Origin of the sequence: Nonomuraea sp. NPDC050328, assembly GCF_044459405.1 — a bacterium.
GTDB lineage: Bacteria > Actinomycetota > Actinomycetes > Streptosporangiales > Streptosporangiaceae > Nonomuraea.
Genome location: NZ_JBITIW010000014.1, coordinates 220812 through 241309, shown reverse-complemented (window position 1 = coordinate 241309; position 20498 = coordinate 220812). Strand labels below are relative to the sequence as shown.

24 protein-coding genes are annotated in these 20498 nt (G+C 73.9%); 16 read left to right on the top strand and 8 right to left on the bottom strand.

The features are described from left to right. Window positions 1–641, bottom strand: a 641-nt coding sequence (locus tag ACIBG7_RS38875) for a phytase (protein ID WP_397339504.1), incomplete at its 3' end; no start/stop codon positions are given. Window positions 642–819: 178 nt separating this feature from the next. On the opposite strand from ACIBG7_RS38875, the gene ACIBG7_RS38870 reads away from it, so the two are divergent. Genes ACIBG7_RS38870 through ACIBG7_RS38850 form a run of 5 tightly spaced genes read left to right on the top strand, consistent with a single transcriptional unit; the run spans window position 820 to window position 4231 of the window. Further along, window positions 820–1188: a hypothetical protein gene (locus ACIBG7_RS38870; RefSeq protein WP_397339503.1), complete on the top strand. Its 369-nt coding sequence runs from the start codon at window positions 820–822 to the stop codon at window positions 1186–1188. Then, a complete protein-coding gene (locus ACIBG7_RS38865) occupies window positions 1176–1649 on the top strand; it encodes an inorganic phosphate transporter (RefSeq protein WP_397339502.1) in 474 nt (157 codons plus the stop codon). The genes ACIBG7_RS38870 and ACIBG7_RS38865 overlap by 13 nt, the downstream gene beginning before the upstream one ends. Window positions 1650–1674: 25 nt before the next feature. After that, complete coding sequence (locus ACIBG7_RS38860) at window positions 1675–2328, top strand: HAD family hydrolase (protein ID WP_397339501.1); 654 nt, start codon at window positions 1675–1677, stop codon at window positions 2326–2328. A 59-nt stretch (window positions 2329–2387) separates the two neighbouring features. Continuing rightward, window positions 2388–3041: a response regulator transcription factor gene (locus tag ACIBG7_RS38855; protein ID WP_357925608.1), complete on the top strand. Its 654-nt coding sequence runs from the start codon at window positions 2388–2390 to the stop codon at window positions 3039–3041. Next, the gene (locus tag ACIBG7_RS38850; protein WP_397339500.1) at window positions 3038–4231 is read left to right on the top strand and encodes a sensor histidine kinase; all 1194 of its coding nucleotides are present in this window, start codon (window positions 3038–3040) and stop codon (window positions 4229–4231) included. The genes ACIBG7_RS38855 and ACIBG7_RS38850 overlap by 4 nt, the downstream gene beginning before the upstream one ends. Here ACIBG7_RS38850 and ACIBG7_RS38845 read toward each other — a convergent pair. Then, complete coding sequence (locus tag ACIBG7_RS38845) at window positions 4186–4890, bottom strand: hypothetical protein (RefSeq protein WP_397339499.1); 705 nt, start codon at window positions 4888–4890, stop codon at window positions 4186–4188. The two genes, ACIBG7_RS38850 and ACIBG7_RS38845, sit on opposite strands and share 46 nt — an antisense overlap. A 187-nt stretch (window positions 4891–5077) precedes the next feature. Here ACIBG7_RS38845 and ACIBG7_RS38840 point away from each other — a divergent pair, with 187 nt between their 5' ends. From ACIBG7_RS38840 to ACIBG7_RS38820, 5 genes are all read left to right on the top strand, one after another. Then, a complete protein-coding gene (locus tag ACIBG7_RS38840; protein ID WP_397339498.1) occupies window positions 5078–5248 on the top strand; it encodes a hypothetical protein in 171 nt (56 codons plus the stop codon). Between the two features lie 3 nt (window positions 5249–5251). After that, window positions 5252–6355 (top strand): sensor histidine kinase, encoded by a 1104-nt coding sequence (locus ACIBG7_RS38835; RefSeq protein WP_397339497.1) that lies wholly within the window; start codon window positions 5252–5254, stop codon window positions 6353–6355. After that, window positions 6352–6978 carry a response regulator transcription factor gene (locus ACIBG7_RS38830; protein ID WP_357925594.1) on the top strand — a complete coding sequence of 209 codons (627 nt, stop codon included), beginning with the start codon at window positions 6352–6354 and terminating at the stop codon, window positions 6976–6978. The genes ACIBG7_RS38835 and ACIBG7_RS38830 overlap by 4 nt, the downstream gene beginning before the upstream one ends. Before the next feature lie 97 nt (window positions 6979–7075). Further along, entirely contained in the window at window positions 7076–8323 is a 1248-nt protein-coding gene (locus ACIBG7_RS38825; protein WP_397339496.1) for an MFS transporter, read from the top strand. Beyond that, window positions 8313–10049: a glycoside hydrolase family 2 protein gene (locus ACIBG7_RS38820; RefSeq protein ID WP_397339495.1), complete on the top strand. Its 1737-nt coding sequence runs from the start codon at window positions 8313–8315 to the stop codon at window positions 10047–10049. The genes ACIBG7_RS38825 and ACIBG7_RS38820 overlap by 11 nt, the downstream gene beginning before the upstream one ends. 14 nt (window positions 10050–10063) lie before the next feature. On the opposite strand, the gene ACIBG7_RS38815 is transcribed toward ACIBG7_RS38820, so the two are convergent. Continuing rightward, a complete protein-coding gene (locus ACIBG7_RS38815; RefSeq protein ID WP_397339494.1) occupies window positions 10064–11284 on the bottom strand; it encodes an FAD-dependent monooxygenase in 1221 nt (406 codons plus the stop codon). A gap of 54 nt (window positions 11285–11338) precedes the next feature. Between ACIBG7_RS38815 and ACIBG7_RS38810 the strand changes: the two genes are divergently transcribed. The 3 genes from ACIBG7_RS38810 to ACIBG7_RS38800 are packed head-to-tail and all read left to right on the top strand — an operon-like array spanning window position 11339 to window position 14438. Further along, complete coding sequence (locus ACIBG7_RS38810; protein WP_397339492.1) at window positions 11339–12001, top strand: TetR/AcrR family transcriptional regulator; 663 nt, start codon at window positions 11339–11341, stop codon at window positions 11999–12001. Further along, window positions 11998–13026, top strand: a complete 1029-nt coding sequence (locus tag ACIBG7_RS38805) for a nitrilase-related carbon-nitrogen hydrolase (RefSeq protein ID WP_397339491.1) — start codon at window positions 11998–12000, stop codon at window positions 13024–13026. The genes ACIBG7_RS38810 and ACIBG7_RS38805 overlap by 4 nt, the downstream gene beginning before the upstream one ends. Next, window positions 13023–14438: an aldehyde dehydrogenase family protein gene (locus ACIBG7_RS38800; RefSeq protein ID WP_397339490.1), complete on the top strand. Its 1416-nt coding sequence runs from the start codon at window positions 13023–13025 to the stop codon at window positions 14436–14438. The genes ACIBG7_RS38805 and ACIBG7_RS38800 overlap by 4 nt, the downstream gene beginning before the upstream one ends. Here the strand turns inward: ACIBG7_RS38800 and ACIBG7_RS38795 are convergent. Continuing rightward, on the bottom strand, window positions 14409–15575 hold the full coding sequence (locus ACIBG7_RS38795; RefSeq protein WP_357925575.1) for an aromatic acid exporter family protein: 1167 nt from the start codon (window positions 15573–15575) through the stop codon (window positions 14409–14411). The two genes, ACIBG7_RS38800 and ACIBG7_RS38795, sit on opposite strands and share 30 nt — an antisense overlap. An 80-nt stretch (window positions 15576–15655) precedes the next feature. Between ACIBG7_RS38795 and ACIBG7_RS38790 the strand changes: the two genes are divergently transcribed. Beyond that, window positions 15656–16012 carry a PRC-barrel domain containing protein gene (locus ACIBG7_RS38790; protein ID WP_357925572.1) on the top strand — a complete coding sequence of 119 codons (357 nt, stop codon included), beginning with the start codon at window positions 15656–15658 and terminating at the stop codon, window positions 16010–16012. Between the two features lie 95 nt (window positions 16013–16107). Here the strand turns inward: ACIBG7_RS38790 and ACIBG7_RS38785 are convergent, their stop codons facing one another. Continuing rightward, window positions 16108–16383 carry a GlsB/YeaQ/YmgE family stress response membrane protein gene (locus ACIBG7_RS38785; RefSeq protein WP_357925569.1) on the bottom strand — a complete coding sequence of 92 codons (276 nt, stop codon included), beginning with the start codon at window positions 16381–16383 and terminating at the stop codon, window positions 16108–16110. 132 nt (window positions 16384–16515) lie between these two features. On the opposite strand from ACIBG7_RS38785, the gene ppk2 reads away from it, so the two are divergent. Both ppk2 and ACIBG7_RS38775 read left to right on the top strand, forming a co-directional pair. Then, window positions 16516–17475 carry a polyphosphate kinase 2 gene (gene ppk2, locus ACIBG7_RS38780; protein WP_357925567.1) on the top strand — a complete coding sequence of 320 codons (960 nt, stop codon included), beginning with the start codon at window positions 16516–16518 and terminating at the stop codon, window positions 17473–17475. Between the two features lie 119 nt (window positions 17476–17594). Next, on the top strand, window positions 17595–18434 hold the full coding sequence (locus ACIBG7_RS38775; RefSeq protein WP_357925564.1) for an LLM class F420-dependent oxidoreductase: 840 nt from the start codon (window positions 17595–17597) through the stop codon (window positions 18432–18434). Window positions 18435–18453: 19 nt separating this feature from the next. Here the strand turns inward: ACIBG7_RS38775 and ACIBG7_RS38770 are convergent, their stop codons facing one another. The 3 genes from ACIBG7_RS38770 to ACIBG7_RS38760 all read right to left on the bottom strand — a co-directional run bounded on the left by ACIBG7_RS38770 (window position 18454) and on the right by ACIBG7_RS38760 (window position 20400). Continuing rightward, window positions 18454–18939: a MerR family transcriptional regulator gene (locus tag ACIBG7_RS38770; RefSeq protein WP_357925562.1), complete on the bottom strand. Its 486-nt coding sequence runs from the start codon at window positions 18937–18939 to the stop codon at window positions 18454–18456. A 9-nt stretch (window positions 18940–18948) separates the two neighbouring features. Then, window positions 18949–19821: an SDR family NAD(P)-dependent oxidoreductase gene (locus ACIBG7_RS38765; RefSeq protein WP_357925559.1), complete on the bottom strand. Its 873-nt coding sequence runs from the start codon at window positions 19819–19821 to the stop codon at window positions 18949–18951. A 69-nt stretch (window positions 19822–19890) separates the two neighbouring features. Further along, a complete protein-coding gene (locus tag ACIBG7_RS38760; protein WP_397339489.1) occupies window positions 19891–20400 on the bottom strand; it encodes a hypothetical protein in 510 nt (169 codons plus the stop codon). Window positions 20401–20498: the final 98 nt, after the last annotated feature.

The window sequence follows — 20498 nt, the reverse complement described above, 5'->3', positions numbered from 1 at the left end:
AAGGAGGCGGGCAGGTCGATGCTGCGCACGTGCTGGTAGCCGACCTTGCCGCCGGCGGTGGCCTGGAGCTTGAACAGGGCGACGCTGGTCTTGTGGCGGCGGCTGACCAGGGCGTAGGTGCCGGTGGCGTCTTTCCAGAGGGCCAGGCCGTAGCCGGTCTCCTGGTCGTTGACCTGCTCTTGGGTGGTGTTGAACAGGAACGGCACGGCGGGGTCGGTGACGTCGGTGAGGTGGCCGTCGTGGATGGCGTAGAAGCGCAGGTGGTCGCGGCCGCGGTCGGTGACGACGGCCAGGTCCTTGCCGGCGAAGCCGTAGGTGACGTCGACGTTGTTGAAGCGGCCGTTCTCGTCGTCGGGGCCGGGGGCGGGCGGGGCGTCGAAGTGCTGGGTGAGGTCGCCGTCGAGGTCGTAGACGTTCAGGCCGCCTTCCTTGGCGGTGGTGACGACGACGCTGTCCTCGTCGTCGCCGGGGTGGACCCAGATGGCGGGGTCGTCCCCGTTGGCGTTGCCGCCGGCCTCGTCGTCGAACAGCGCGGGCGTCTCGACCTTGGGGTCGACGGACGGGATGGCGGTGCCGGAGGCCGGCATGGCTAAGCCTCCGGCGAGCACAGCGGTCAGGGCTGCCACGAGCAGCGGGCGCATGGTCGCTCTCCTTGACTGGGGTGTGGTGGGCCTCACGATGAAACGGGCGTGAGGCTTTGTCAAGACATATTTATGTCTAGGATGTGCTGGTCGCAGCGAGGACCGATGGTCTGCATGTCTAGACATTGAGTGATCTGTTCATTTACCGTTCACTTACCTCCACCAGGAAGGACCCGTGGTGGCATGGACGCTCGCCTTCGCCGTCACGACGGTCCTGTTCGTGCTCGTCACCGGCGCCCACGACGACGCCGCGATCATCGGCCTGGGGCTGCGCTTCCCGCGCGCGCCGATCTGGACGACCGTCGCGCTGCCCGCGCTCGCGCTGATGGGCGTGCCGTACCTGCTGGGGGTCGCGGTGACGACCACCTTCACCGAGCGGCTGGCCGGGCTCGGCGCGGGCTTCGGCGCGGGCCTGCCGGTGTCCCTGCCGGGGCTCGCCGTCGTGCTCGCCATCGGGGCCTGCGCGCCGCTGGCGGGCGTGCTGCTCGGTTACGGCCTGCCGCGCTGTCGCGCCCGGTGCCCGCGCACCGGCAGATGTCCCGGCTGATCCTCGCCGCGCACCTGCCGGCCTACGGCCTGCAGTGCCTGGCCTACGCGGTCAACGACGGCCAGAAGATGATCGCGGTGGCCGGCGTCGCGATCGAGGTCGCCCGGCAGGGGCCCGGCGGCGTCGGGCCGGTCGGCCTCACCCCCGGCTGGATGGCGCTGCTGGTCATGGTCTTCCTGGCCGGCGCGATGACCAGCCTGCCCGGGGTCGGCGCCCGGCTCGGCCGCGGGCTCGTGCTGGCCCGCCCGCTGCACCTGGTCTCCGCCGGGACCGCCGCGGCCGGCGCGGTGCTCGGCAGCTCGGCCCTGGGCGGGCCGGTGAGCATGACCCAGTCCGTCGCGGCCGGCATCGTCGGCGCGGCGGCCGGCGAGGGCAGCCGCCGGGTGCGCTGGCAAGGCGTGCTGACCATCGCGACGGCCTGGCTGCTCACCCTGCCGGCCGCCTGGAGCGCTCGGTCCTAGCCGGGATCGCCGCGGGGCGGCGGGCATGAGCGCGGCCCCGATCCGGTGGATCGTCACCGACCTCGACGGCACGCTGGTGGGGCGCGACCTGGCCATGGTCCCGTCCGGCCGCGAGGCGCTGCGGCGCTTCCGCGCGGCCGGGGGCGAGGTGGTCATCGCCACCGGGCGCAGGGAGCGCTCGGCCCGCCGCTTCTACGAGGAGCTGGAGCTGGACGGCCCGGCCATCCTCTACAACGGCGCCCGCACCGTGAACCTGGCCACCGGGGAGATCCTCAGCTCCCACCACCTGCCCGCGGCGGCGTGGAAGGCGTTGCTCGACGTCTTCGCGCGCCTGCCCCGCGGCGTGTCGCCGGTGGTCTTCTCGGGCGGCGTGCCGTACGCGCTGGAGGAGACGCCGGAGCTGCGGGACTACGCGCGCCGGGACGGGATCGAGCTGAGCGCGCCGGGCGAATGGACCGCGCTGCGCGACCTGGCGGCGGCGCGGGGCGTGCCGCTCGCCGAGATCGCCGCGGTCGGCGACAATCCGAACGACCTCGACCTGATCCTGGCCGCCGGGCTGGGGGTGGCGGTGGGCGACGGCCATCCGGAGGTGCGGGCCTCGGCCGCCGTGGTCGTGCGGGCCTGCGCCGACGGGGCAGTGGCCGACGTGGTGGAGCTCGCCCTGCGCGGGAGAGCATAGGTTCGGGCCCTCGCTAAGCTGGGCGACATGTCGGGACACGGCGAAGGAAACCTGGCGAGATGATCAGGCTGGTCATCGCGGACGACCAGGCGCTGATCCGCGCGGGGTTGCGGCTGGTCGCGGAGAACGCCGAGGGCATCGAGGTGGTGGGCGAGGCCGCCGACGGCGTCGAGGCCCTCGACGTGGCCCGCGCGCTCCGCCCGGACGTCGTCCTGATGGACATCGCGATGCCCCGGCTCGACGGCCTGCGCGCCGCCCGGCGGCTGCTGGCCGACGCCGACCCGCCCAAGATCCTGATGCTGACCACCTTCGACACCGACGACAACCTGCACGCCTCGCTGCGGCTGGGCGCGCACGGGTTCGTGCTGAAGTCCTCCCCGGCCGAGCGCCTGATCGACGCGATCCGGGTGGTCGCGGCCGGGGACGCGCTGATCGACCCGGTGGCGACCCTGCGCCTGATCGGCTCCGCCGCGGGCGCCCGGCCCGCCGCCTCGGCCCCGGAGCTGGACGCGCTGACCGCCCGCGAGCGGCAGGTGCTGCTCCTGCTGGCGCGCGGGCTGTCCAACCGGGAGATCGCCGAGGAGGTCGTGCTGGGCGAGGCGACGGTCCGCACGCACGTCGCCCAGGTGCTGCACAAGCTGGGCCTGCGCAACCGGGTCCAGGCGGTGGTCTTCGCCTACGAGACGGGCGTCGTGCAGCCGGGCCAGTCGTGAGCACCGCGCGGGCGGACCGCCCGGCCGCACCCGGCTGGCGGCCGAGCCGGCTCGACCTGCTCCTGGCGCTGGCGGTCGCGGCCGCCGGGCTGGTCGAGTCCTACGGCAGGCACGGCCGCGGCCCCGGCCAGATCGCCCTGCCCGCCCTGTTCGCCGCCGGGGCGCTGGCCGCGGGCGCGCTGCTGCTGGTCCGCCGCCGCCTGCCGATCACCGCCCTGCTGGCCCTGATCGGCGTCGGCGTGGCCGTCCTGCTGGCCGGGGGCTCCTACTACGCCGCCTGGCACCTGTACTCGATGCTGATCCTGGTGCACACCATCGCCAGCGCCTACGACCTGCGCAGCCGGCACGGCCGGGCGGGACTGGCGGCGGTGCTGGCCGCCTACGCCTTCCTGCAGACGCCGCAGGACACCGACGTGGCCGAGATGCTGATCACCGGGATCTTCCTGGGCGTCGCGTACGGGTCCGGCATCCTGCTGCGCCGCCAGACCGAGCAGACCACCCGCCTGGCGGCGCTCACCGCGCGGCTGGAGGTGGAGCGCGAGGAACGGGCCCGCCGCGCGGTCGCCGAGGAGCGCGCCCGCATCGCGCGCGAACTGCACGACGTCATCTCGCACAACGTCAGCGTCATGACCCTGCACACCGGCGGGGTACGGCTGATGCTGGGCGACGACCCCGCCCGGCGACGGGAACGCGAGCTGCTGCAGGGCGTCGAGCAGGTCGGCCGGGAGGCGGTCGGCGAGCTCGCGCTCATGCTGGGCATGCTGCGCGAGGTGGAGGCGGCCGGCGGGCCGCAGCCGGGTCTCGACCGGCTCGGGGAGCTGGTGGCGCAGGTGGAGGAGTCGGGCCTGGCGGTGCGGTTCAAGGTCGAGGGGCCGAGCCGTCCCCTGCCGCCGGGGGTCGGGCTGTCGGCCTACCGGGTGATCCAGGAGAGCCTCACCAACGTGCTCAAGCACGCCGGCGCCTCGGGGGTCGACCTCGTGCTCACCTACGCTCCGGCGGAGCTGGTGGTGGAGGTGACCGACGACGGGCGCGGCCCGGCCCGGGCCCCGGTCTCCGGGAGCGGTGGCTACGGGCTGGTCGGCATGCGGGAGCGGGCGGCGCTGCACGGCGGTTCGCTGGTGGCCGGGGCCGCGCCGGGCGGCGGTTACCGGGTGCTGGCCCGCTTCCCGTCCGGCGCGACCGAAAGCTGAGGCTTCTCCTGGGTGACCGCCAGGTCCCCGGCCCACTCGGCGTCGCTCATCCGGAGCATGCGCAGGCCGATGCCGCCGGCTCCGGCCAGCAGGAGCAGCCCGCCGATCACCGTGCCCACCCAGAAGATCGGCGCGACGAAGGCCCCGGCCACCAGGGCGGGGGAACCCCACCACGGCACCTGCCGGTCGGCCGCCAGCAGCAGGCCCAGCACCAGCAGCCCGGCCAGGCCGGCGAAGCCCGGGATCTGGTAGCCGAAGTGGGCGCCCGGATCGGCGAGGGCCTCCTCTGCCAGGCGCGCCCCCACCGCGGGCGGCATGGAGCGTTCCAGCAGGGAGATCATGAAGTCGCCCAGCATGAGCGCCGAGAAGTTCACCACCCCCAGCAGGGCGACGGCCCCGGCCACGTGGCCGAGCACGATGTGGCGCCGCCGTACCAAATGGATCATGCCGATGATGCCCGGCACCAGCAGCACCCAGCTCCAGTGCAGCAGGGTCGCGCTGACCGAGACCTGCTCGTGGAAGCGGCCGTAGACGCCGGTGGTGTCGCCGCCGCCCTGGCGCAGCGCCGGGTCGGCGACCACCCCGGCGAGGTAGAGGATGGGCACGGCGAGGAGCGAGCCGCCGGCGGCGAGCCTTCTCAGCCGGTGCGCGTCTGTCATGGGGACCCCGTTCGTTCGGTCGGACCTCCCGCGCGGCGGCGGGACCTGGGACGACCCTGGCAGCCCGGCCGCTGCCGCCGCCTCCGCCGGGCGGCGGGAATCGCTCCGCCGTCCGGCGGAACGCTCCGACCCGTTCTCCACCTTTCGTAGGTGCCGCTCCACCCGGCCCGCTTCCTACCGTCGCCTCATGGAGAAATGGTTCGGCCTGTTCAACAGGCTCGTCGCGGCCAACGGGGGCAAGATGAACGGCAAGCTGCTGGTAGCGGTGATCATGGTGGCGCTCATCGTCGTGGGCGGCTTCATCGCCTTCCGCCTACTGTTGGTGGACATGATCCTGGAGCTCAAGGAGTCTCGGTAGCCGATGCGGGAGCTGTGGGCGCGGGTCGGGGCGCTGCTGTCGGCCGACGACCCCGACACCGGGCGGCTGGCCAGGGCGCTGATGACCCTGCTGCTGGGCTGGTCGCTCTCGCTGGAGCTGGACGGTCCTGCGCCGGTCTGGGCCGCCCTGTCGGCGGCGATGGCGTTGTGGCTGGCCTATCTGGTGCTCGGCGCCCGCGGCCACCACAACCTGTCCCTGGCCGCGCTCGCGCTCAGCTCGGTCGTCTCCGCGTCGGCCGCGGGCGCCCAGGGGCCGACGGTCTTCGTCTTCGTCACGTTGCTGCTGTTCGCCGCGCAGCTCGCGCCGCGCCTGTGGATGATCCTGGCGGTGGCCGCCCTCGACCTCGCCCTCCTGCTGGCGAGCCTGGCCTGGTGGCAGCACTCGCGCGCCTCCATGATCAGTCAGGGCGCGGTCCTGGTCGTCACCGTCCTGTTCGCCTTGCAGCGGCGGCAGTACCGCCGGGCGCAGCAGGACCGGGCCCGCGCGATGGCGCTGGACGAGCGGGCGCGCATCGCCCGCGAGCTGCACGACGTGCTGGCGCACTCGCTGGGCGCGCTCGGCGTGCACCTGGAGGTCGCCGAGGCGATGCTGGTGGAGAAGGGCGACGTCGCCGGGGCCGCCGAGCGGATCCGCCGGGCGCGCGGGCTGGCGCGCGAGGGCCTGGTCGAGGCGCGCTCGGCGGTGGCCGCGCTGCGCCAGGACATCCCGCCGCTGCCGGACGCGCTGCACGCGATGGTGGAGCAGCACCGCCGCGACCACGCCGCCGACACCCGGCTGGCCGCCTCGGGCGCGCGCCGCCCGCTGTCCCCGGCCGCGGAGGTCTGCCTGCTGCGTACGGCCCGCGAAGCCCTGACCAACGCCGCCCGGCACGCCCCCGGCGAGCGGGTCACGGTCGCGCTCGACTACGGGGAGCGCACGATCCGGCTGACCGTGCGCAACCCCCTGCCCGAGCGCACGCCCGTGGCCCTGCCGTCCGGCGGGCACGGCCTGACCGGGATGCGGGAGCGGCTCGCCCTGGCCGGCGGCACGCTGGAGGCGGGGCCCGTGGAAGGCTGGTGGCAGGTACGGGCGGAGGTGCCGGAATGAGAGTGCTCGTGGTCGACGACCAGCAGCTCATGCGCGAGGGACTGGTCGCGCTGCTGGGCCTGGCCGAGGAGGTCGAGGTGGTCGGCGACGCCGCCGACGGCGAGCAGGCGCTGCGCCTGGTCGCCCTGCATCAGCCGGACGTCGTGCTGATGGACCTGCACATGCCGGTCATGGACGGCATCGAGGCCACCCGCCGGATCACCCGGCAGTACCCGTCGGTCGCCGTCCTGGTGCTCACCACCTACGACGACCAGCAGTCGATCGACTCCGCGCTCCAGGCCGGGGCACGCGGCTACCTCACCAAGGACGCCGGGCGGGCCGAGATCGCCGCCGCGCTGCGCTCGGCCGCGCACGGGCACTCCACCTTCTCCCCCGCCGTCTCCCGGCGGCTGGTCGAGGCGCTGTCACGGTCGGCGCCGGTCACGCGCTGCCCCGACGGGCTGACCGTGCGGGAGGTGGAGGTGCTGCGGCTGATCGCCCGGGGCCGCAACAACGCGGAGATCGCGGCCGAGCTGTTCATCGCGGAGACCACGGTGAAGTCGCACGTCACCAACGCCTTCGCCAAGATCGGCGTGCGCAACCGGACCGAGGCGGCCAACTACGCCCACCGCGAGCTGTCCTGACGCCGGCCCCATCGCCGACCGGGGCCAAAACTGGGGCTTAACATAACACCTCGTCATGTTCTACCGTGATGCCCCAGCACGTCAGGGGAGGACACTCGTGAGCGAGGTCAGGATCGCCGTCGACCCGCCGCGGGTCTCCACCGGCTGGATGGCGCTGCTGGCGCTGGCCCAGATGGGCGTCATCATGGCCGCCACGGTGGGCGGCCAGATCCTGCTGCCCTCCCAGGTGGCGGCCATCGACCCGGTGCACAAGGAGGCGTCGCTGGCCGTCGTGCTCGCGGTCGCCGCGGTCTGCACGATCGTGGCCAACCCGCTGTTCGGCGCCATGTCCGACCGCACCAGCTCCCGGTTCGGCCGGCGTCGCCCGTGGATCGTGGGCGGCGCCCTCACCAGCGCGGCGGCCCTGGCCTTCCTGGCCTTCCAGGACACCATCCCCGGCCTGGTCGCCGGGTGGGCGGTCGCGCAGCTCGCCTTCACCGCCGCGCTGGCCACCGCCATCGCCACGGTGCCCGACCAGGTGCCGATCCTGCAGCGCGGCCGGGCCTCGGCGCTGGCCGGGGTCGGGCAGCTCAGCGGGCCGCTGCTCGGCGGGGTGGTGGCCACCGTGCTGCTGACCGGCTCGCGGGCGGCGTTCCTGGCCATGGCGGTGCTCGTGCTGACGCTGATCCTGCCCTTCGGCCTGCTCACCCGCGAGCCCCCGGCCGAACCCGGGCCGCCCTTCTCCTGGCGCGGCTTCGCCCGCGGCTTCTGGGTCAGCCCGCGCCGCCACCCCGACTTCGCCTGGGCCTGGCTCAGCCGGCTGCTGATCACCCTCACCCTCGCCATGGGCATCGGCTACCTGCAGTACTTCCTGCGCGACGCGGTCGGCTACGAGCGGCTGTTCCCCGGCTCGACCGTCGAGCAGGGCGTGGTCGTGCTGGTGGCCGTCTTCACGCTGGGCAGCGTGCTGCCGACGCTGGCCGCGGGCTGGTGGTCCGACCGCAGCGGCCGGAGGCGGCCGGCCGTCTTCACCGGCGGCCTCACCATGGCCGCCGCCGCGCTGGTGCTGACCACCACCACCGGCTGGACCGCCGCGATCGTCGCCGCCGCGCTGCTCGGCGGCGGGTACGGCATGTTCGCCGCGGTCGACCAGGCCATGGTCACCCAGCTCCTGCCCGCCGACGCCGACCGGGCCAAGGACCTCGGCCTGGTCAGCCTGTCCAACTCCGCCTCCAACACCCTCGGGCCGGTCATCGCCGCCGCGCTGGTCACCTCGGCCGGGGGTTATCCGCTGATGTACGGCGTGGCCGCGCTCTTCGCGGTCGCGGGGGCCTGCCTGGTCTGGAGGATCCGCGGTGTCCGATGAGTTGCTGACCCGGTGGGGACGGGCGCTCGACCCCGAGGCGGTGTTGCCGGAGTACCCCCGGCCGCAGCTCGTCCGGGACAGCTACCTCAACCTCAACGGCCGGTGGGAGTACGCCTTCGCCGACCACGAGCCCGAGCGCTACGACGGCGAGATCGTCGTGCCGTTCTCGCCGGAGGCGCCGCTGTCGGGGGTGCGGCGGCAGCTCCAGCCGGGGGAGACGTTGTGGTACCGGCGCGTGGTGCGGCTGCCGGAGGGCTTCGCCGTACCGGGTGGGCGGGTGCTGCTGCACTTCGGGGCGGTCGACCAGGAGTGCCGGGTCTTCCTCGACGGGGTCGAGGCAGGCGCGCACGAGGGCGGCTACCTGCCCTTCCGCCTCGATGTCACCGAGGCGCTCGCCGCCGGGGAGGCGACGCTGGTGGTCTCGGTGCGTGACGACACCGGGATCGGGTCGCGCGGCAAGCAGAAGCTGGCGCGCGGCGGGATCTGGTACACCGCGCAGTCCGGCATCTGGCAGACCGTGTGGGCCGAGGCGGTGCCCGCCGCGTACGTGGAGCGGCTCACCCTCGCCCCGGACCTCGCCGGGTCGGCGGTCGAGGTGACCGTGCACGCCGGTGGTGCCGGTCCGGGGACGGCCCGGATCGAGGTGTCGGCGGACGGGGTGCCGCTCGCCCGGGCCGAGGCCGAGCCGGGCGTGCCGGTGCGGGTGGCGCTGCCGGACGTGCGGGCGTGGAGCCCGGAGGACCCGTTCCTCTACGACGTGGCGGTGGAGCTCGGGGACGACCGCGTCACCGGATATTTCGGGATGCGCAGCTTCGGTGTGGGGCCCGACCGCGACGGGATGCCGCGACTGCTGCTCAACGGCGAGCCGTACTTCCACGCCGGGCTCCTGGACCAGGGCTACTGGCCGGACGGGCTGTACACGCCGCCCGCCGACGAGGCGATGATCCACGACCTGGCCATGGTCAAGTCGCTCGGCTTCACCATGGTGCGCAAGCACATCAAGATCGAGCCGCTGCGCTGGTACCACCACTGCGACCGGCTCGGGCTGCTGGTCTGGCAGGACCTGGTCAACGGCGGCGAGCCGTACCGGCCCTGGGTGGTGACCGCGCCGGTCCTGGCCCCGCTGACGCTGGACGACCGGCGGCACCGCCGCTTCGGCCGCGGCGACGCCGCCGGGCGGGCCCGCTTCGAGGCGGAGCTTCGCGAGACGGTCGAGCTGCTGCGCAACGTCGTCAGCCTGGCCGTCTGGGTGCCGTTCAACGAGGGCTGGGGACAGTTCGACGCCGCCCGCATCGCCGGTGAGCTGGCCGCGCTCGACCCGTCCCGGTCGGTCGACCACGCCAGCGGCTGGCACGACCAGGGCGCCGGGGACCTGCGCAGCCTGCACGTCTACTTCCGCCGCTTCCGCGTCCCGCGCCCGGACGGGCGGGTGCTCGCGCTCACCGAGTACGGCGGGTACGGCCTGCGGGTCGAGGGGCATGTGTGGGGGGCGGCCGAGTTCGGCTACAAGCGCTTCGCCGACGCCGCCACCCTGGGCGCGGCCTTCACCCGCCTGCACGCCGAGCAGATCGCCCCGGCCATCGCGCGCGGGCTCAGCGCCACCGTGTACACGCAGCTCAGCGATGTCGAGGACGAGCTCAACGGGCTGCTCACCTACGACCGCGAGGTCCTCAAGCTGGACGCCGCCCTGATCCGCTCCGTCAACACCCGCCTCCGCCTGCCCTGACCCACCCCGCTGGGTCACCGCTCGGCTTCGCCTCCGTTGGGCGGTGGGGTGGCCTGCCAGAGGGCGGCGAGGCGGCGGGTGGCCAGCCGGGACGGTACGGCTCGCAGCAACCCGTCGCGCACCCAGGCGGCGGCCCCCGTCCGGGTGGTCAGCCGCGACTGACGAAGGGCCGCCCGCAGCAGCCGCTGCGCCCGTGGGCGGCGCTCGGCGTCGTACGCGAGCAGCCGCCGCTCGATCCCCGCCACGCCCGCGTCCGCGTCCAGCAGGTGGCGGGTCAGCGCGGCGGCGTCCTCGAACGCCTGGCTGGCCCCCTGGCCGAGGTCCGGCGGCATGGCGTGGGCGGCGTCGCCGAGCAGGGCGATCCGGCCCACGGCGAACGGCGGCAGCGGCTCAGCCAGGCAGGCGATCGGATCCACGTGCACGTCGGCCGGGTCGGTCGCCGCGATCAACGCCGGAACCGCCGGATGCCAGTCGGCCATCAGCCCGGCCACCAGGTCCCGGGCCTGCTCAGGCGAGGGGACGACGTCCGGCAGCGCGGAGTCGGTGAACCAGTAGAGCCGGCCCTCCCCCAGCGGGAACAGGCCGAACATGGCCCCGCTACGCCGATCCACCAGGATCCCGCCGAGCAGGCCGGCCACCTCGTCTCCTCCCCCAAGCCCCCCGGCGACCAGGGAGCGAAGGTGTTCGACCTGGACGACCCCCCGCAGGTCGAGCCGCCCGGTACGGCGAGGCCCGGGGTAATCGGGGAAGAGCTGCGCACGCAGGCGGCTGCCGACACCGTCGGCCACGACCACCACGTCCGCGCGCACCACGACCCGCCCGCCGCTGATCACGCTCACCCCGCCCGCCTCGACGTCCAGCCGCTCGACCGGGGTGCCCGCGCGGACCACCTCCGCCGGCAGCGGCGCCCGCAGCAGGCGATGCAGCTCCGCCCGATGCAGCACGTGCACCGCCCCGACCCACTCCTGAGCACGGGCGGCGTCGGTGACCAGCAGCGGCCGCCCCCGCCGGTCCCGCAGGCCGGCCTGGTGGGCGAGGACGGACCATCCCGCGAGCCCGGCGGCCAGGCCGAGCCGGTCGAGGGCCTGGACGCCGTTGGGCATCACGACCACCCCCGTGCCGGCCTCGCGCAGGTCGGGGGCCTGCTCGATCAGGGTGACCTCGTGCCCGGCCCGGTGCAGTCCCACCGCGACGGCCACCCCGCCCAGTCCGGCGCCGACGATCGCTGTCCGCATGGCTCGCTCCATTCACTACGATCGTACTAGTACGTGTATTGGTAGCATGGCCGGGTGCCGCCCACCAATCCGGCCCGTCGCCGGGCCGTCGCCGACGCCGCCATCGCCCTCCTGGCCGAGGCCGGCGTGCACGGGGTGACCCACCGCGCGGTGGAGAAGGCCGCCGGGCTGCCGCCGGGCACGGCGTCCAACTACTTCCGCAGCCGGGAGGCGCTCCTGGTGGCCGCCGCCGAACGCGTCGTGGAACTGCACCAGGAGGAGATGGCCCACGCCGTGGCGCCTCCGGGGAATGATCTGGCCGGGATGCTGGCCGACTCCCTCTTCACGGCCGCGACCGAGTTGCGGCCGCGCTATCTGGCGATCTTCGAGCTCCAACTGGAGGCGGTGCGGCGGCCGGTGCTGGCCGAGGCGCTGGCGGGCCTGGAGGCGGGTGCGCTGCGGGTGACCGCGGGACTGCACGACGATCTCGGCCTGGGCACCTCGCGGGAGGGGGTGGCCGCGCTCATGGCGTTGTACGGCGGAGCCCTGTTCACCCTGGTCACCGCACCTCCGGAGCGGATCACCCGGGACGGCGTGCGGCAGGTGGCCGCCGCGATCGTCCGCGGCGCCCTCCCGGCGGGCCCGAGCACCGCGAGCACGACCCTTCCAGAGGGTTCGGGCGGCGGGCGCGGTGCTCTTCCGTCGGGGGCGGGCGAGGTGGCACCCTCCAACACGTGACGCAACCCTCCTACCGAGCGCTCGCCCTGCAGACGGCCACCCGCTCGGTGACCGGACTGACGGTGTCCGACGCGCGGGCGGCGATCGAGGCCGCCATCGTCCGGGTCGCCGCCCAGGTGCGCGCCTCCCGCGCGTGGATCGGCCCGGACCTGCGGCTGGTCGTCCTGCCCGAGTACGTGCTGACCGGCTTCCCGCTGGGCGAGCCGGTCCCCGCCTGGCGGGATCGTGCCGCGATCGCCCCGGACGGCCCCGAGTACGAGGCGCTCGCCGCCGTCGCCCGCGACCAGCGCCTGTACCTGGTGGTCAACGCCTACGAGAGCGATCCGCACTTCCCTGAGCTGTACTTCCAGGCGTGCGTGATCCTCGGACCGGACGGCGAGGTCGTCCTGCGGGCCCGGCGACTGCACTCGATGTTCTCCCCCACGCCCTACGACGTCTGGACCCGCTACCTCGACGCGTACGGGCCCGACTCGATCCTGCCGGTGGCCCGCACGCCGATCGGCAACCTCGCGGCGATCGCCTCGGAGGAGATCCTCTACCCGGAGCTGGCTCGCGCGCTGGCGTTGCGCGGGGCGGAGGTGTTCTGCCAGCCGACCTCCGAGGCCTCCAGCCCGCAGCTCACCCAGAAGGCCGTCGCCCGCCGGGCCCGCGCGATCGAGAACCTCGCCTACGTGGTGTCGGCCAACTCCGACGGACTGAGCGGCATCCCCATCCCCGGCGACTCGGTGAACGGCGGGTCGGAGGTGCTCGACTTCGAGGGCCGCGTGCTGGCGCAGGCGGGGCCGGGCGAGTCGCTGGTCGCTGCGGCCGAGCTGGATCTGGCCGCGCTTCGCCGTCACCGCGCCCGGCCGGGGATGGGGAACCTGCTGGCCCGGGGGAAGCCGGCTCTCTGGGCCGCCGAGTACGGCAGGCAGGAGGGCGAGCGGCCGGACGAGCTGGGCGACGCCGTACCCGACCGGGGGTGGTTCGCCGCCCGCCAGCAGGCCGTCATCGACCGCCTGCGCGAGGCGGGGGTGATCGCGTGACCCACGCAGCCGCCGGTGTGGTGCGGGATCCGCGCACGGGCAAGGTCGAGCGGGAGTTGCGGCCGGTCGGAGCCGAGGAGCTTCGGCGCACGGCCGGACGGCTGAGGGAGGCCCAGCCGGGCTGGGCGGCGCGCTCGGCCGAGGCGCGGGGGGCGGCGCTGCTCGCGTGGCGCGACGTGCTTGCCGAGGATCGGGCGCTGCTCGATGCCCTGGTCGCCGACACCGGCCGGTACACCGAGTCGGTGATGGAGGTGCGCGGCGTGGCCGGGATGCTGGAGCGCTGGGCGGCACAGGCGCCCGCGCTGCTGGCCCCCGGGGAACCGCGGGCGGCGGCGCTGCCTGGGGTCGAGATCCACCAGGCGCTGGTGCCCTACCAGCTCACCGGCGTCCTCAGCCCGTGGAACTTCCCGCTGCTGCTGGGCCTGATCGACGCGATCCCCGCGCTGGCGGCGGGCAGCGCGGTGCTGGCCAAGCCGAGCGAGGTCACGCCGCGCTTCATCGAGCCCCTGATGGCCACCGTACGCCGGGTGCCGGAGCTGGCCGAGGTGCTGGCGGTCGTGGAGGGCGGCGGCGAGTGCGGCGCCGAGCTGGTCGGCCTGGTGGACGCGGTGGCCTTCACCGGCAGCGTGCCCACCGGCCGCGCGGTCGGCGCGGCCGCCGCGGCCGCGTTCATCCCGGCCTTCCTGGAGCTCGGCGGCAAGGACCCGGCGATCGTGCTAGCCGGCGCCGACCTCGACCGGGCCGCCTCGGCGATCCTGTGGGGCGCGACCGCCAACGCCGGTCAGTCGTGCCTGTCCATCGAGCGGGTCTACGTCGAGGAGCCCGCCTTCGAGGAGTTCGTGGAGCTGGTGACCGCCAAGGCCCGGCGGGTACGGCTGGCGCGGCCCGGCCCGGCCGACGGGCAGCTCGGCCCGCTGATCGACCCGGCGCAGGCGGTGGTCGTCGAGCGCCACCTCCAGGACGCCTACGCCAAGGGCGCGGTGGCCAGGTGCGGCGGCGCGGTGGAGACGCTCGACGGCGGCCTGTGGTGCCGCCCCACCGTGCTCACCGGGGTGCACCACGGCATGCTCGTCATGACCGAGGAGACGTTCGGCCCGATCGTGCCGGTCATGCCCGTCCGCGACGCCGGGCACGCCGTCGAGCTGGCCAACGACTCGGCCTTCGGCCTGTCGGCGGCGGTCTTCGGCCCGGATCCCGAACTGGCGCTGGAGGTCGCGGGCCGGCTCCGGGCCGGGGCGGTGAGCGTGGGCGACGCGGGGCTGACCGCGTTCGTGCACGAGGGCACCAAGAACTCCTTCAACCTCTCCGGCCTGGGCGGTTCCCGGATGGGGCCGGCGTCGCTGTTCCGTTTCGTGCGCCATCAGGCCCGGCTGGTGAACCGGTCAGCCGCGCCGGATCCGTGGTGGCACTGACGGGCCGAGCGTCGCCAGCAGGGTCAGGATGTGCTCGGCGTCGGTGAGCAGGCTGCCGCTGACCGCCCAGCCGTCGGGGTGGGCGACGTGCCCGGCCCGGATCTCCGTGCTCATCCGGTCGTGGATGCGGGTGATCTGGGCCTGGGCGCGGCCCTCCAGTTCGCGCCGCTCCGCGCTGTCGCCGGAGTCGCGGATGAGCAGCGTGATCAGCTCGGCGAGCAGGTTCAGCAGCTCGGCGTAGTCGTGCGCGTAGTCGTCGCTGACCTGCTCGGGATCGGCCCTGGCCGGGCTCTCCGGATCGAGCTGGGCCAGGGTGCGGATCACCGCGTGCACGTGCAGGGCGACCTTGGCCATGGCGTCCAGGCTGCGGCCGTGGTCGGCGGCCGGGGTGGTGTAGCGGCGCAGGTTGTAGCGGCGGCTCTCCTCCCCGTCGGCGACGGCCGAGCCGGCGGCGGCGAGGTGCTCGTCGAGGCGGTGGGCGCGGCGCTCCCATTCCTCGCGGTCGGACAGGTCCCAGGGGTGGTCCACCGCGGCGGCGACGTCCCGCAGCAGGTCGGCCGCCTTGGTGCCGAGCCGGTAGAGCGCCACCTCGGGCCGTCGGCGGTACAACGGCGGCCACAGCAGCGAGTTGACCGCCGCGCCGCTCAGCGCGCCGACCGCGGTGGCCAGCACGTAGGCCAGCAGGTAGCGCTCCTGGCTGCCGGCCCCGAACGACAGCATGAGCACCGCGGTGGTGGCCACGTCGGTGCCGTGCCGTCCCATGCGGTACCAGCGGGCGGCGAGCAGCGCGGGCGGCACGACCAGCACTAGGCTGAGCGCGGTCAGGCCGAGCAGGTGGCCGACGCTGCCGGCCAGGATGACCCCGGCGGCGACCGCGGCGACCTTGCGCAGCCCGTTGGTGAGCGTCTTGTAGACGGTGGCGTGCACCATGATGACCGCGGTGGCGGGGGCGATCCACAACGTCTCGTGCGGCAGGAAGCGCCGGGCCAGCATCCAGGCGAGCACCGCGGCGAGCGTCGCCTTGGCAATCTGGAGGACCTCGAAGCGGGCGTTCGACCCCGGCTCACGCAAAGCGCGGAGCTGGGCGAACACGGTCTGGGCCGCACGGCGGACAGCGGCGGTCAGCCGGCCTCGCATCGGGCTCCTTCCGTTTAGGCGCTGGGGACTGGGCAGGGTGAGCGAGCCCCCGGTTCATCCAGAAAACAGGAGGACGATTCATGTCGAACGACATGTGGACCTACGGTTCCGGCGTCTACGGCGACGACAGCCTCGACATCGTCGGCTTCGACGTAGAGGCCACCGACGGTTCGATCGGCTCGGTCGACGAGGCCAGCAACGCCGTCGGCGACAGCTACCTCGTCGTCGACACCGGCCCCTGGATCTTCGGCAAGAAGCGGGTCCTGCCGGCCAGTACGGTCACCCGGATCGACCCGCAGGCGCGCAAGGTCCATCTGGCGCGGACCAAGCAGGAGATCAAGGACGCCCCCGAGTACGACAAGGACACGTTCGCCGAGCCCAGCTACCGCGACGAGGTCGGCGGCTACTACGGCCGCTTCCCCGGCGACCTGCGGTAGTCCCTGACCGGCGATGCCCCACCCGGTGCTCTGACCGGGTGGGGCATCGTCTTGGGTGCTCGGCCTTGCTTGCTCGGCCGCTGGCGACGGGTGCCTCAGCGGCGGAGGCCACGCCTGCCGTACAGGCTGACGACCAGGATGACGCCGACGGCGGCGACGGCGATCTGCAGGATCAGTTCGACCCAGTCGATGCCGCTGGTCTCGGCGACGCCGAAGGCGCCGGCGATGAAGGTGCCGATGAAGGCGGCGACGATGCCCACCACGATGGTCAGCCAGATCGGGATGCTCTGCTTGCCCGGGACGACCAGGCGGCCGAGGGCGCCGATGATCGCGCCGATGACGATGGCGGTGATGATGCCGGTGACGGTCATGTCTGGACTCCTAGGAGCTTGGCGGCAAATGGGGTGAAGCGCCCTCCGAGTGCCCGCCACGCGGGGGTGTACACCTGATCCCCGCAAACCGATCTGGTGTGTCGGGCGAGACGACCGGGGTAGAGCAGGCGCGTGACCAATGAGGACGACGGCGAGGTTCTGATCGACGGCAACGGGTCCGCGGGCCTGGTGGCCTTCGACGAGCTCCTCAGCGACTTTCCCGGCCTGCGCGTGGCCGACGACGACGATGACGATCCCGTCCTGCTGGACCGGCACGGCCGGCCGGTGGAGACCTGGCGGGAGCACTACCCCTACCTGCGGCGGATGGAGCGCGCCGAGTACGACCGCACCAAGCGGCTGCTCCAGATCGAGCTGGTGAAACTGCAGTACTGGATCAAGGACACCGGGACCCGGCTGGTCATCCTCTTCGAGGGCCGCGACGCCGCCGGCAAGGGCGGCACGATCAAACGCTTCCGCGAGCACCTCAACCCCAGGGGAGCCGCGGTGGTCGCGCTGGACAAGCCGGGCGAGCGCGAGAGCACCCAGTGGTACTTCCAGCGGTACGTGGTGCACCTGCCGGCCGCCGGGGAGATCGTCTTCTTCGACCGCTCCTGGTACAACCGCACCGGCGTCGAGCGGGTGATGGGCTTCTGCACGGCCGAGGAGTACCTGCTGTTCCTGCGCCAGGCGCCGGTCTTCGAGCAGATGCTCGTCGAGGAGGGCATCCATCTGGTGAAGTTCTGGTTCTCCGTCTCGCGCGGCGAGCAGCTCACCCGCTTCATCATCCGCACCGTCGATCCGGTGCGGCGCTGGAAGCTGTCGCCGATGGACCTGGCCTCGCACCAGAAGTGGGACGAGTACACCGCGGCCAAGGAGGACATGTTCCTGCACACCGACACCGCGCACGCGCCCTGGACGGTGATCAAGAGCAACGACAAGAAGCGGGCCAGGCTGGAGGCCATCCGGCACGTGCTGAGCCGCTTCGACTACGACGGCAAGGACCACGAGGTGGTCGGCACACCCGATCCGCGGATCATCATGACCGCCGCGGACGTGCTGGAGGAAGATCGCGGGTCGCCGGTCGTGCGATAATGACGGGGAACCCTCTCGCCCATCGGCGGGAGGGTTTTCGCGTGACCGGGAACCCTCCCGCCTGACGGCGGGAGGGTTCCCGCGTTTCCGGCCCCTTCCCTTCCGTCAGGAGCTTCGCCGTGCATCTCGGTCTCACCTGTCCCCGTTTCCCCTGGCCCGGCGACCTTCCCGCCCGCTTCGCCGCGGTCGCGCGCGGCGCCGAGGAGGCGGGGCTGCGCAGCCTGTGGGTGATGGACCACCTGCTGCAGATCCCCAACTTCGGCGCGCCCGAGGACCCGATGCTGGAGGCGTACGGCACGCTGTCCTACGCCGCCGCGCTCACCTCGCGGATCAGCCTGGGCGCGCTGGTCACCTGCTCGGTGTACCGCGACCCCGGGCTGCTGCTGAAGCAGGCCGGCACGCTGGACGCGCTGTCCGGCGGGCGGGCCGTGCTCGGGCTCGGCGCCGGCTGGTACGAGCCGGAGGCGCGTGCCCTGGGCCTGCCCTTCCCGCCGCTCGGCGAGCGCTTCGAGCGGCTGGAGGAGGTGCTGCTGCTGGCCCACCGGATGCGCGAGGGCGACGACCGCCCGTTCGAGGGCCGCCACTACCGGCTGGACCGGCCGTTGTTCTCGCCGCCGGCCCGGCCGCCGATCCTGCTCGGCGGCAGCGGCGAACGGCGGACGTTGCGGCTGGTCGCGCGGTACGCCGACGCGTGCAACTTCCTCGACGGGGCCGACGTGCCGCACAAGCTGCGGGTGCTGCGCGAGCACTGCGAGCGGGCCGGCCGGCCGTACGAGGAGATCGAGAAGACCCTGCACCTGCGCATCCCCGCCGGTCAGAGCGTCGGCGAGTCGGTGCAGCGCTGCGGCGAGCTGGCCGGGCAGGGCATCGGCCACGTGATCGTGGTGGTGCCCGACCCGAGCGAGGAGGCGTGGCTGGCGCACCTGGCCGCCGTCGCCGCCCAGATCGCGCCGCTGTGACGAGCCGGGCGGCTCGCGGTCAGGACCGGGGCTCGACCGCTTCCGGTCCGGCCGTGCCGCCGTAGGTGGTGATCTTGTACTCGACCGCGGCGAGGGACAGGGTCAGCTCCCGGATCCGCCGCCGGATCGTCTCGCGATGGGCCAGCAGCAGCGACAGCCGCTCCGGCACGGTGTGCTCGCCGGCGTCGACCAGCCCGATGTAGTGCGCCAGGTCCCGCATCGGCAGGCCGGACAGCCGCATCCGGGTGAGGAAGATCAGCCGCCGCACCGCGTCGGCGTCGTAGACCCGGTGGCCGTTGCCGTCCCGGGCGACCGTGACCAGGCCCGCCCGCTCGTAGTAGCGCAGCGTGTGGGCCGACAGGCCGAGGAGCTCGGCGACCTCGGCGATCGTCGTCGAGGCCGGCAGCTCGCCCGGCTCGGCCAGGCCGTGGATCGCCTCGACCGAGGGCCGGCCGTCGTCGCCGAGGGTGTCGAGCGCTCTGGACATCAGCTCGTCGGTGGCCATGCCACCAGCCTAGATGGGCCGCACGGAGGCCGGGACACCGGCGAAGTCGGCGCTGCCGGCGAGCTCGGCCCAGCGCTCGGTCTCCGCCAGGCCACGCCGGTGGGAGGCCGAGATGCGCTCGACCGCCTCGCGGCCCAGCGGCAGCCGGAGCGGCACCTCGGCGGCGTGCGCCAGGGTCACGATGATCTCGGCGGCCCGCGCCGGGTCGCCCTCCTGGCGGCCGTCGGCCCCGGCCAGGTCGGCGCGGACGGCGGCCAGCAGGTCGTGGTAGGTCTCGGACGGCTCGGTGAACTCCAGCACGTCCGCGGCGTTGAACCCGGTGCGGAAGCGGCTGGGCTCGACGATCATCACGCGGACGCCGAACGGCGCCACCTCACCGGCCAGGGCCTCGGACCAGCCTTCCAGGGCGAACTTCGACGCCGCGTAGGCGGACACGCCCGGAAAGGCCATCCGCCCGGCCTGGCTGCTCATCTGCACGATGGTGCCGGAGCCCTGGGCGCGCATGGCGGGCAGCGCGGCGCGCACCAGGGCGGCGGGGCCGAACAGGTGCAGGTCCATGAGCTCGCGCACCTGCTCGTCGCCGACCTCCTCGACCGCGCCGACCACGGCGCGGCCCGCGTTGTTGACCAGCACGTCGAGCCGGCCGAACCGCTCCAGCGCGGTGCGCACCAGGTCCGGGGCGGCGGCGACGTCCCGGACGTCGAACTCGGCGACCACGAGGGCGTCGGGGTGCTCGGCCACCAGGCCGGCCAGGCTTTCAGGGCGGCGCACGGCGGCCAGCACACGGTCACCCGCGGCGAGCGCCGCCTCCGTGAGGGCGCGGCCGAAGCCGCGGGAGGCGCCGGTGATGATCCAGGTCTGGGTGTTCTTGGCTGTCGTCATGGCGGGAACGCTAGGCCTTCGAGCGCGCTCGAACGCAAACCGAGCGCGCTCGAACGCAAACCCGGCCGCTCAGCACCCTGACTCGGCCAGCACACGGGCGGCCACCCGGTCGGCCGGGGCCGTGGCGTCCACCACGAAGTCCTCGACGGCCGCCTCGCGCAGGATCCGGTCGAGCTCGCCGGCCCGCTTCAGGTGCCAGGCGAGCCCTTCCGGGTCGTCGGCGTGCCGCCTGGTCAGGCGCTCGCGGACGGTGGCGGGCCCGGCCTGGAGGCGGGCGACGACGAGCTCGCCGCCGGTCGCCTCGGTGAAGCGGCGGCGGTGGTCGGCGGTCTCCGCCACGCCGGCCAGCAGGAGCACCCGGGCCCCTGCCGTCCGGTAGGTGGCGGCCAGGGCGCGCAGGTTGGTGATCACCAGCTCGAAGTTGAACGGGTCGTCGGCGGGGGCCGGCCAGAACCGGGACAGCCCGTCGAGGTCGACGACCGCGTGCGGGACGCCCCGGGCGGCCAGCAGGTCGCCGGCCGCCTCCGCCGCCGACGTCTTGCCGACGCCGACGGTGCCGATGATCAGTACTGCGCGCATCCGGCCAGTCTGCCAGTTCGGCCGAAGCAGCCGAACAGCCGGATCAGCCACATCAGCCAGCTCGGCCAGGTCAGCCTGACCGGTCAGGCCAGCCAGCT

What these genes read in the sequence shown, in the direction of transcription:
- ACIBG7_RS38865 (WP_397339502.1), top strand. Translation starts at nt 1,176, where the DNA reads ATGTCCCGGCTGATCCTCGCCGCGCACCTGCCGGCCTACGGCCTGCAG.
- ACIBG7_RS38790 (WP_357925572.1), top strand. Translation starts at nt 15,656, where the DNA reads ATGTCGAACGACATGTGGACCTACGGTTCCGGCGTCTACGGCGACGAC.
- ACIBG7_RS38815 (WP_397339494.1), bottom strand. Translation starts at nt 11,284, where the DNA reads ATGCGGACAGCGATCGTCGGCGCCGGACTGGGCGGGGTGGCCGTCGCG.
- ACIBG7_RS38840 (WP_397339498.1), top strand. Translation starts at nt 5,078, where the DNA reads ATGGAGAAATGGTTCGGCCTGTTCAACAGGCTCGTCGCGGCCAACGGG.
- ACIBG7_RS38795 (WP_357925575.1), bottom strand. Translation starts at nt 15,575, where the DNA reads ATGCGAGGCCGGCTGACCGCCGCTGTCCGCCGTGCGGCCCAGACCGTG.
- ACIBG7_RS38845 (WP_397339499.1), bottom strand. Translation starts at nt 4,890, where the DNA reads ATGACAGACGCGCACCGGCTGAGAAGGCTCGCCGCCGGCGGCTCGCTC.
- ACIBG7_RS38785 (WP_357925569.1), bottom strand. Translation starts at nt 16,383, where the DNA reads ATGACCGTCACCGGCATCATCACCGCCATCGTCATCGGCGCGATCATC.
- ACIBG7_RS38765 (WP_357925559.1), bottom strand. Translation starts at nt 19,821, where the DNA reads ATGACGACAGCCAAGAACACCCAGACCTGGATCATCACCGGCGCCTCC.
- ACIBG7_RS38855 (WP_357925608.1), top strand. Translation starts at nt 2,388, where the DNA reads ATGATCAGGCTGGTCATCGCGGACGACCAGGCGCTGATCCGCGCGGGG.
- ACIBG7_RS38835 (WP_397339497.1), top strand. Translation starts at nt 5,252, where the DNA reads ATGCGGGAGCTGTGGGCGCGGGTCGGGGCGCTGCTGTCGGCCGACGAC.
- ACIBG7_RS38830 (WP_357925594.1), top strand. Translation starts at nt 6,352, where the DNA reads ATGAGAGTGCTCGTGGTCGACGACCAGCAGCTCATGCGCGAGGGACTG.
- ACIBG7_RS38760 (WP_397339489.1), bottom strand. Translation starts at nt 20,400, where the DNA reads ATGCGCGCAGTACTGATCATCGGCACCGTCGGCGTCGGCAAGACGTCG.
- ACIBG7_RS38860 (WP_397339501.1), top strand. Translation starts at nt 1,675, where the DNA reads ATGAGCGCGGCCCCGATCCGGTGGATCGTCACCGACCTCGACGGCACG.
- ACIBG7_RS38770 (WP_357925562.1), bottom strand. Translation starts at nt 18,939, where the DNA reads ATGGCCACCGACGAGCTGATGTCCAGAGCGCTCGACACCCTCGGCGAC.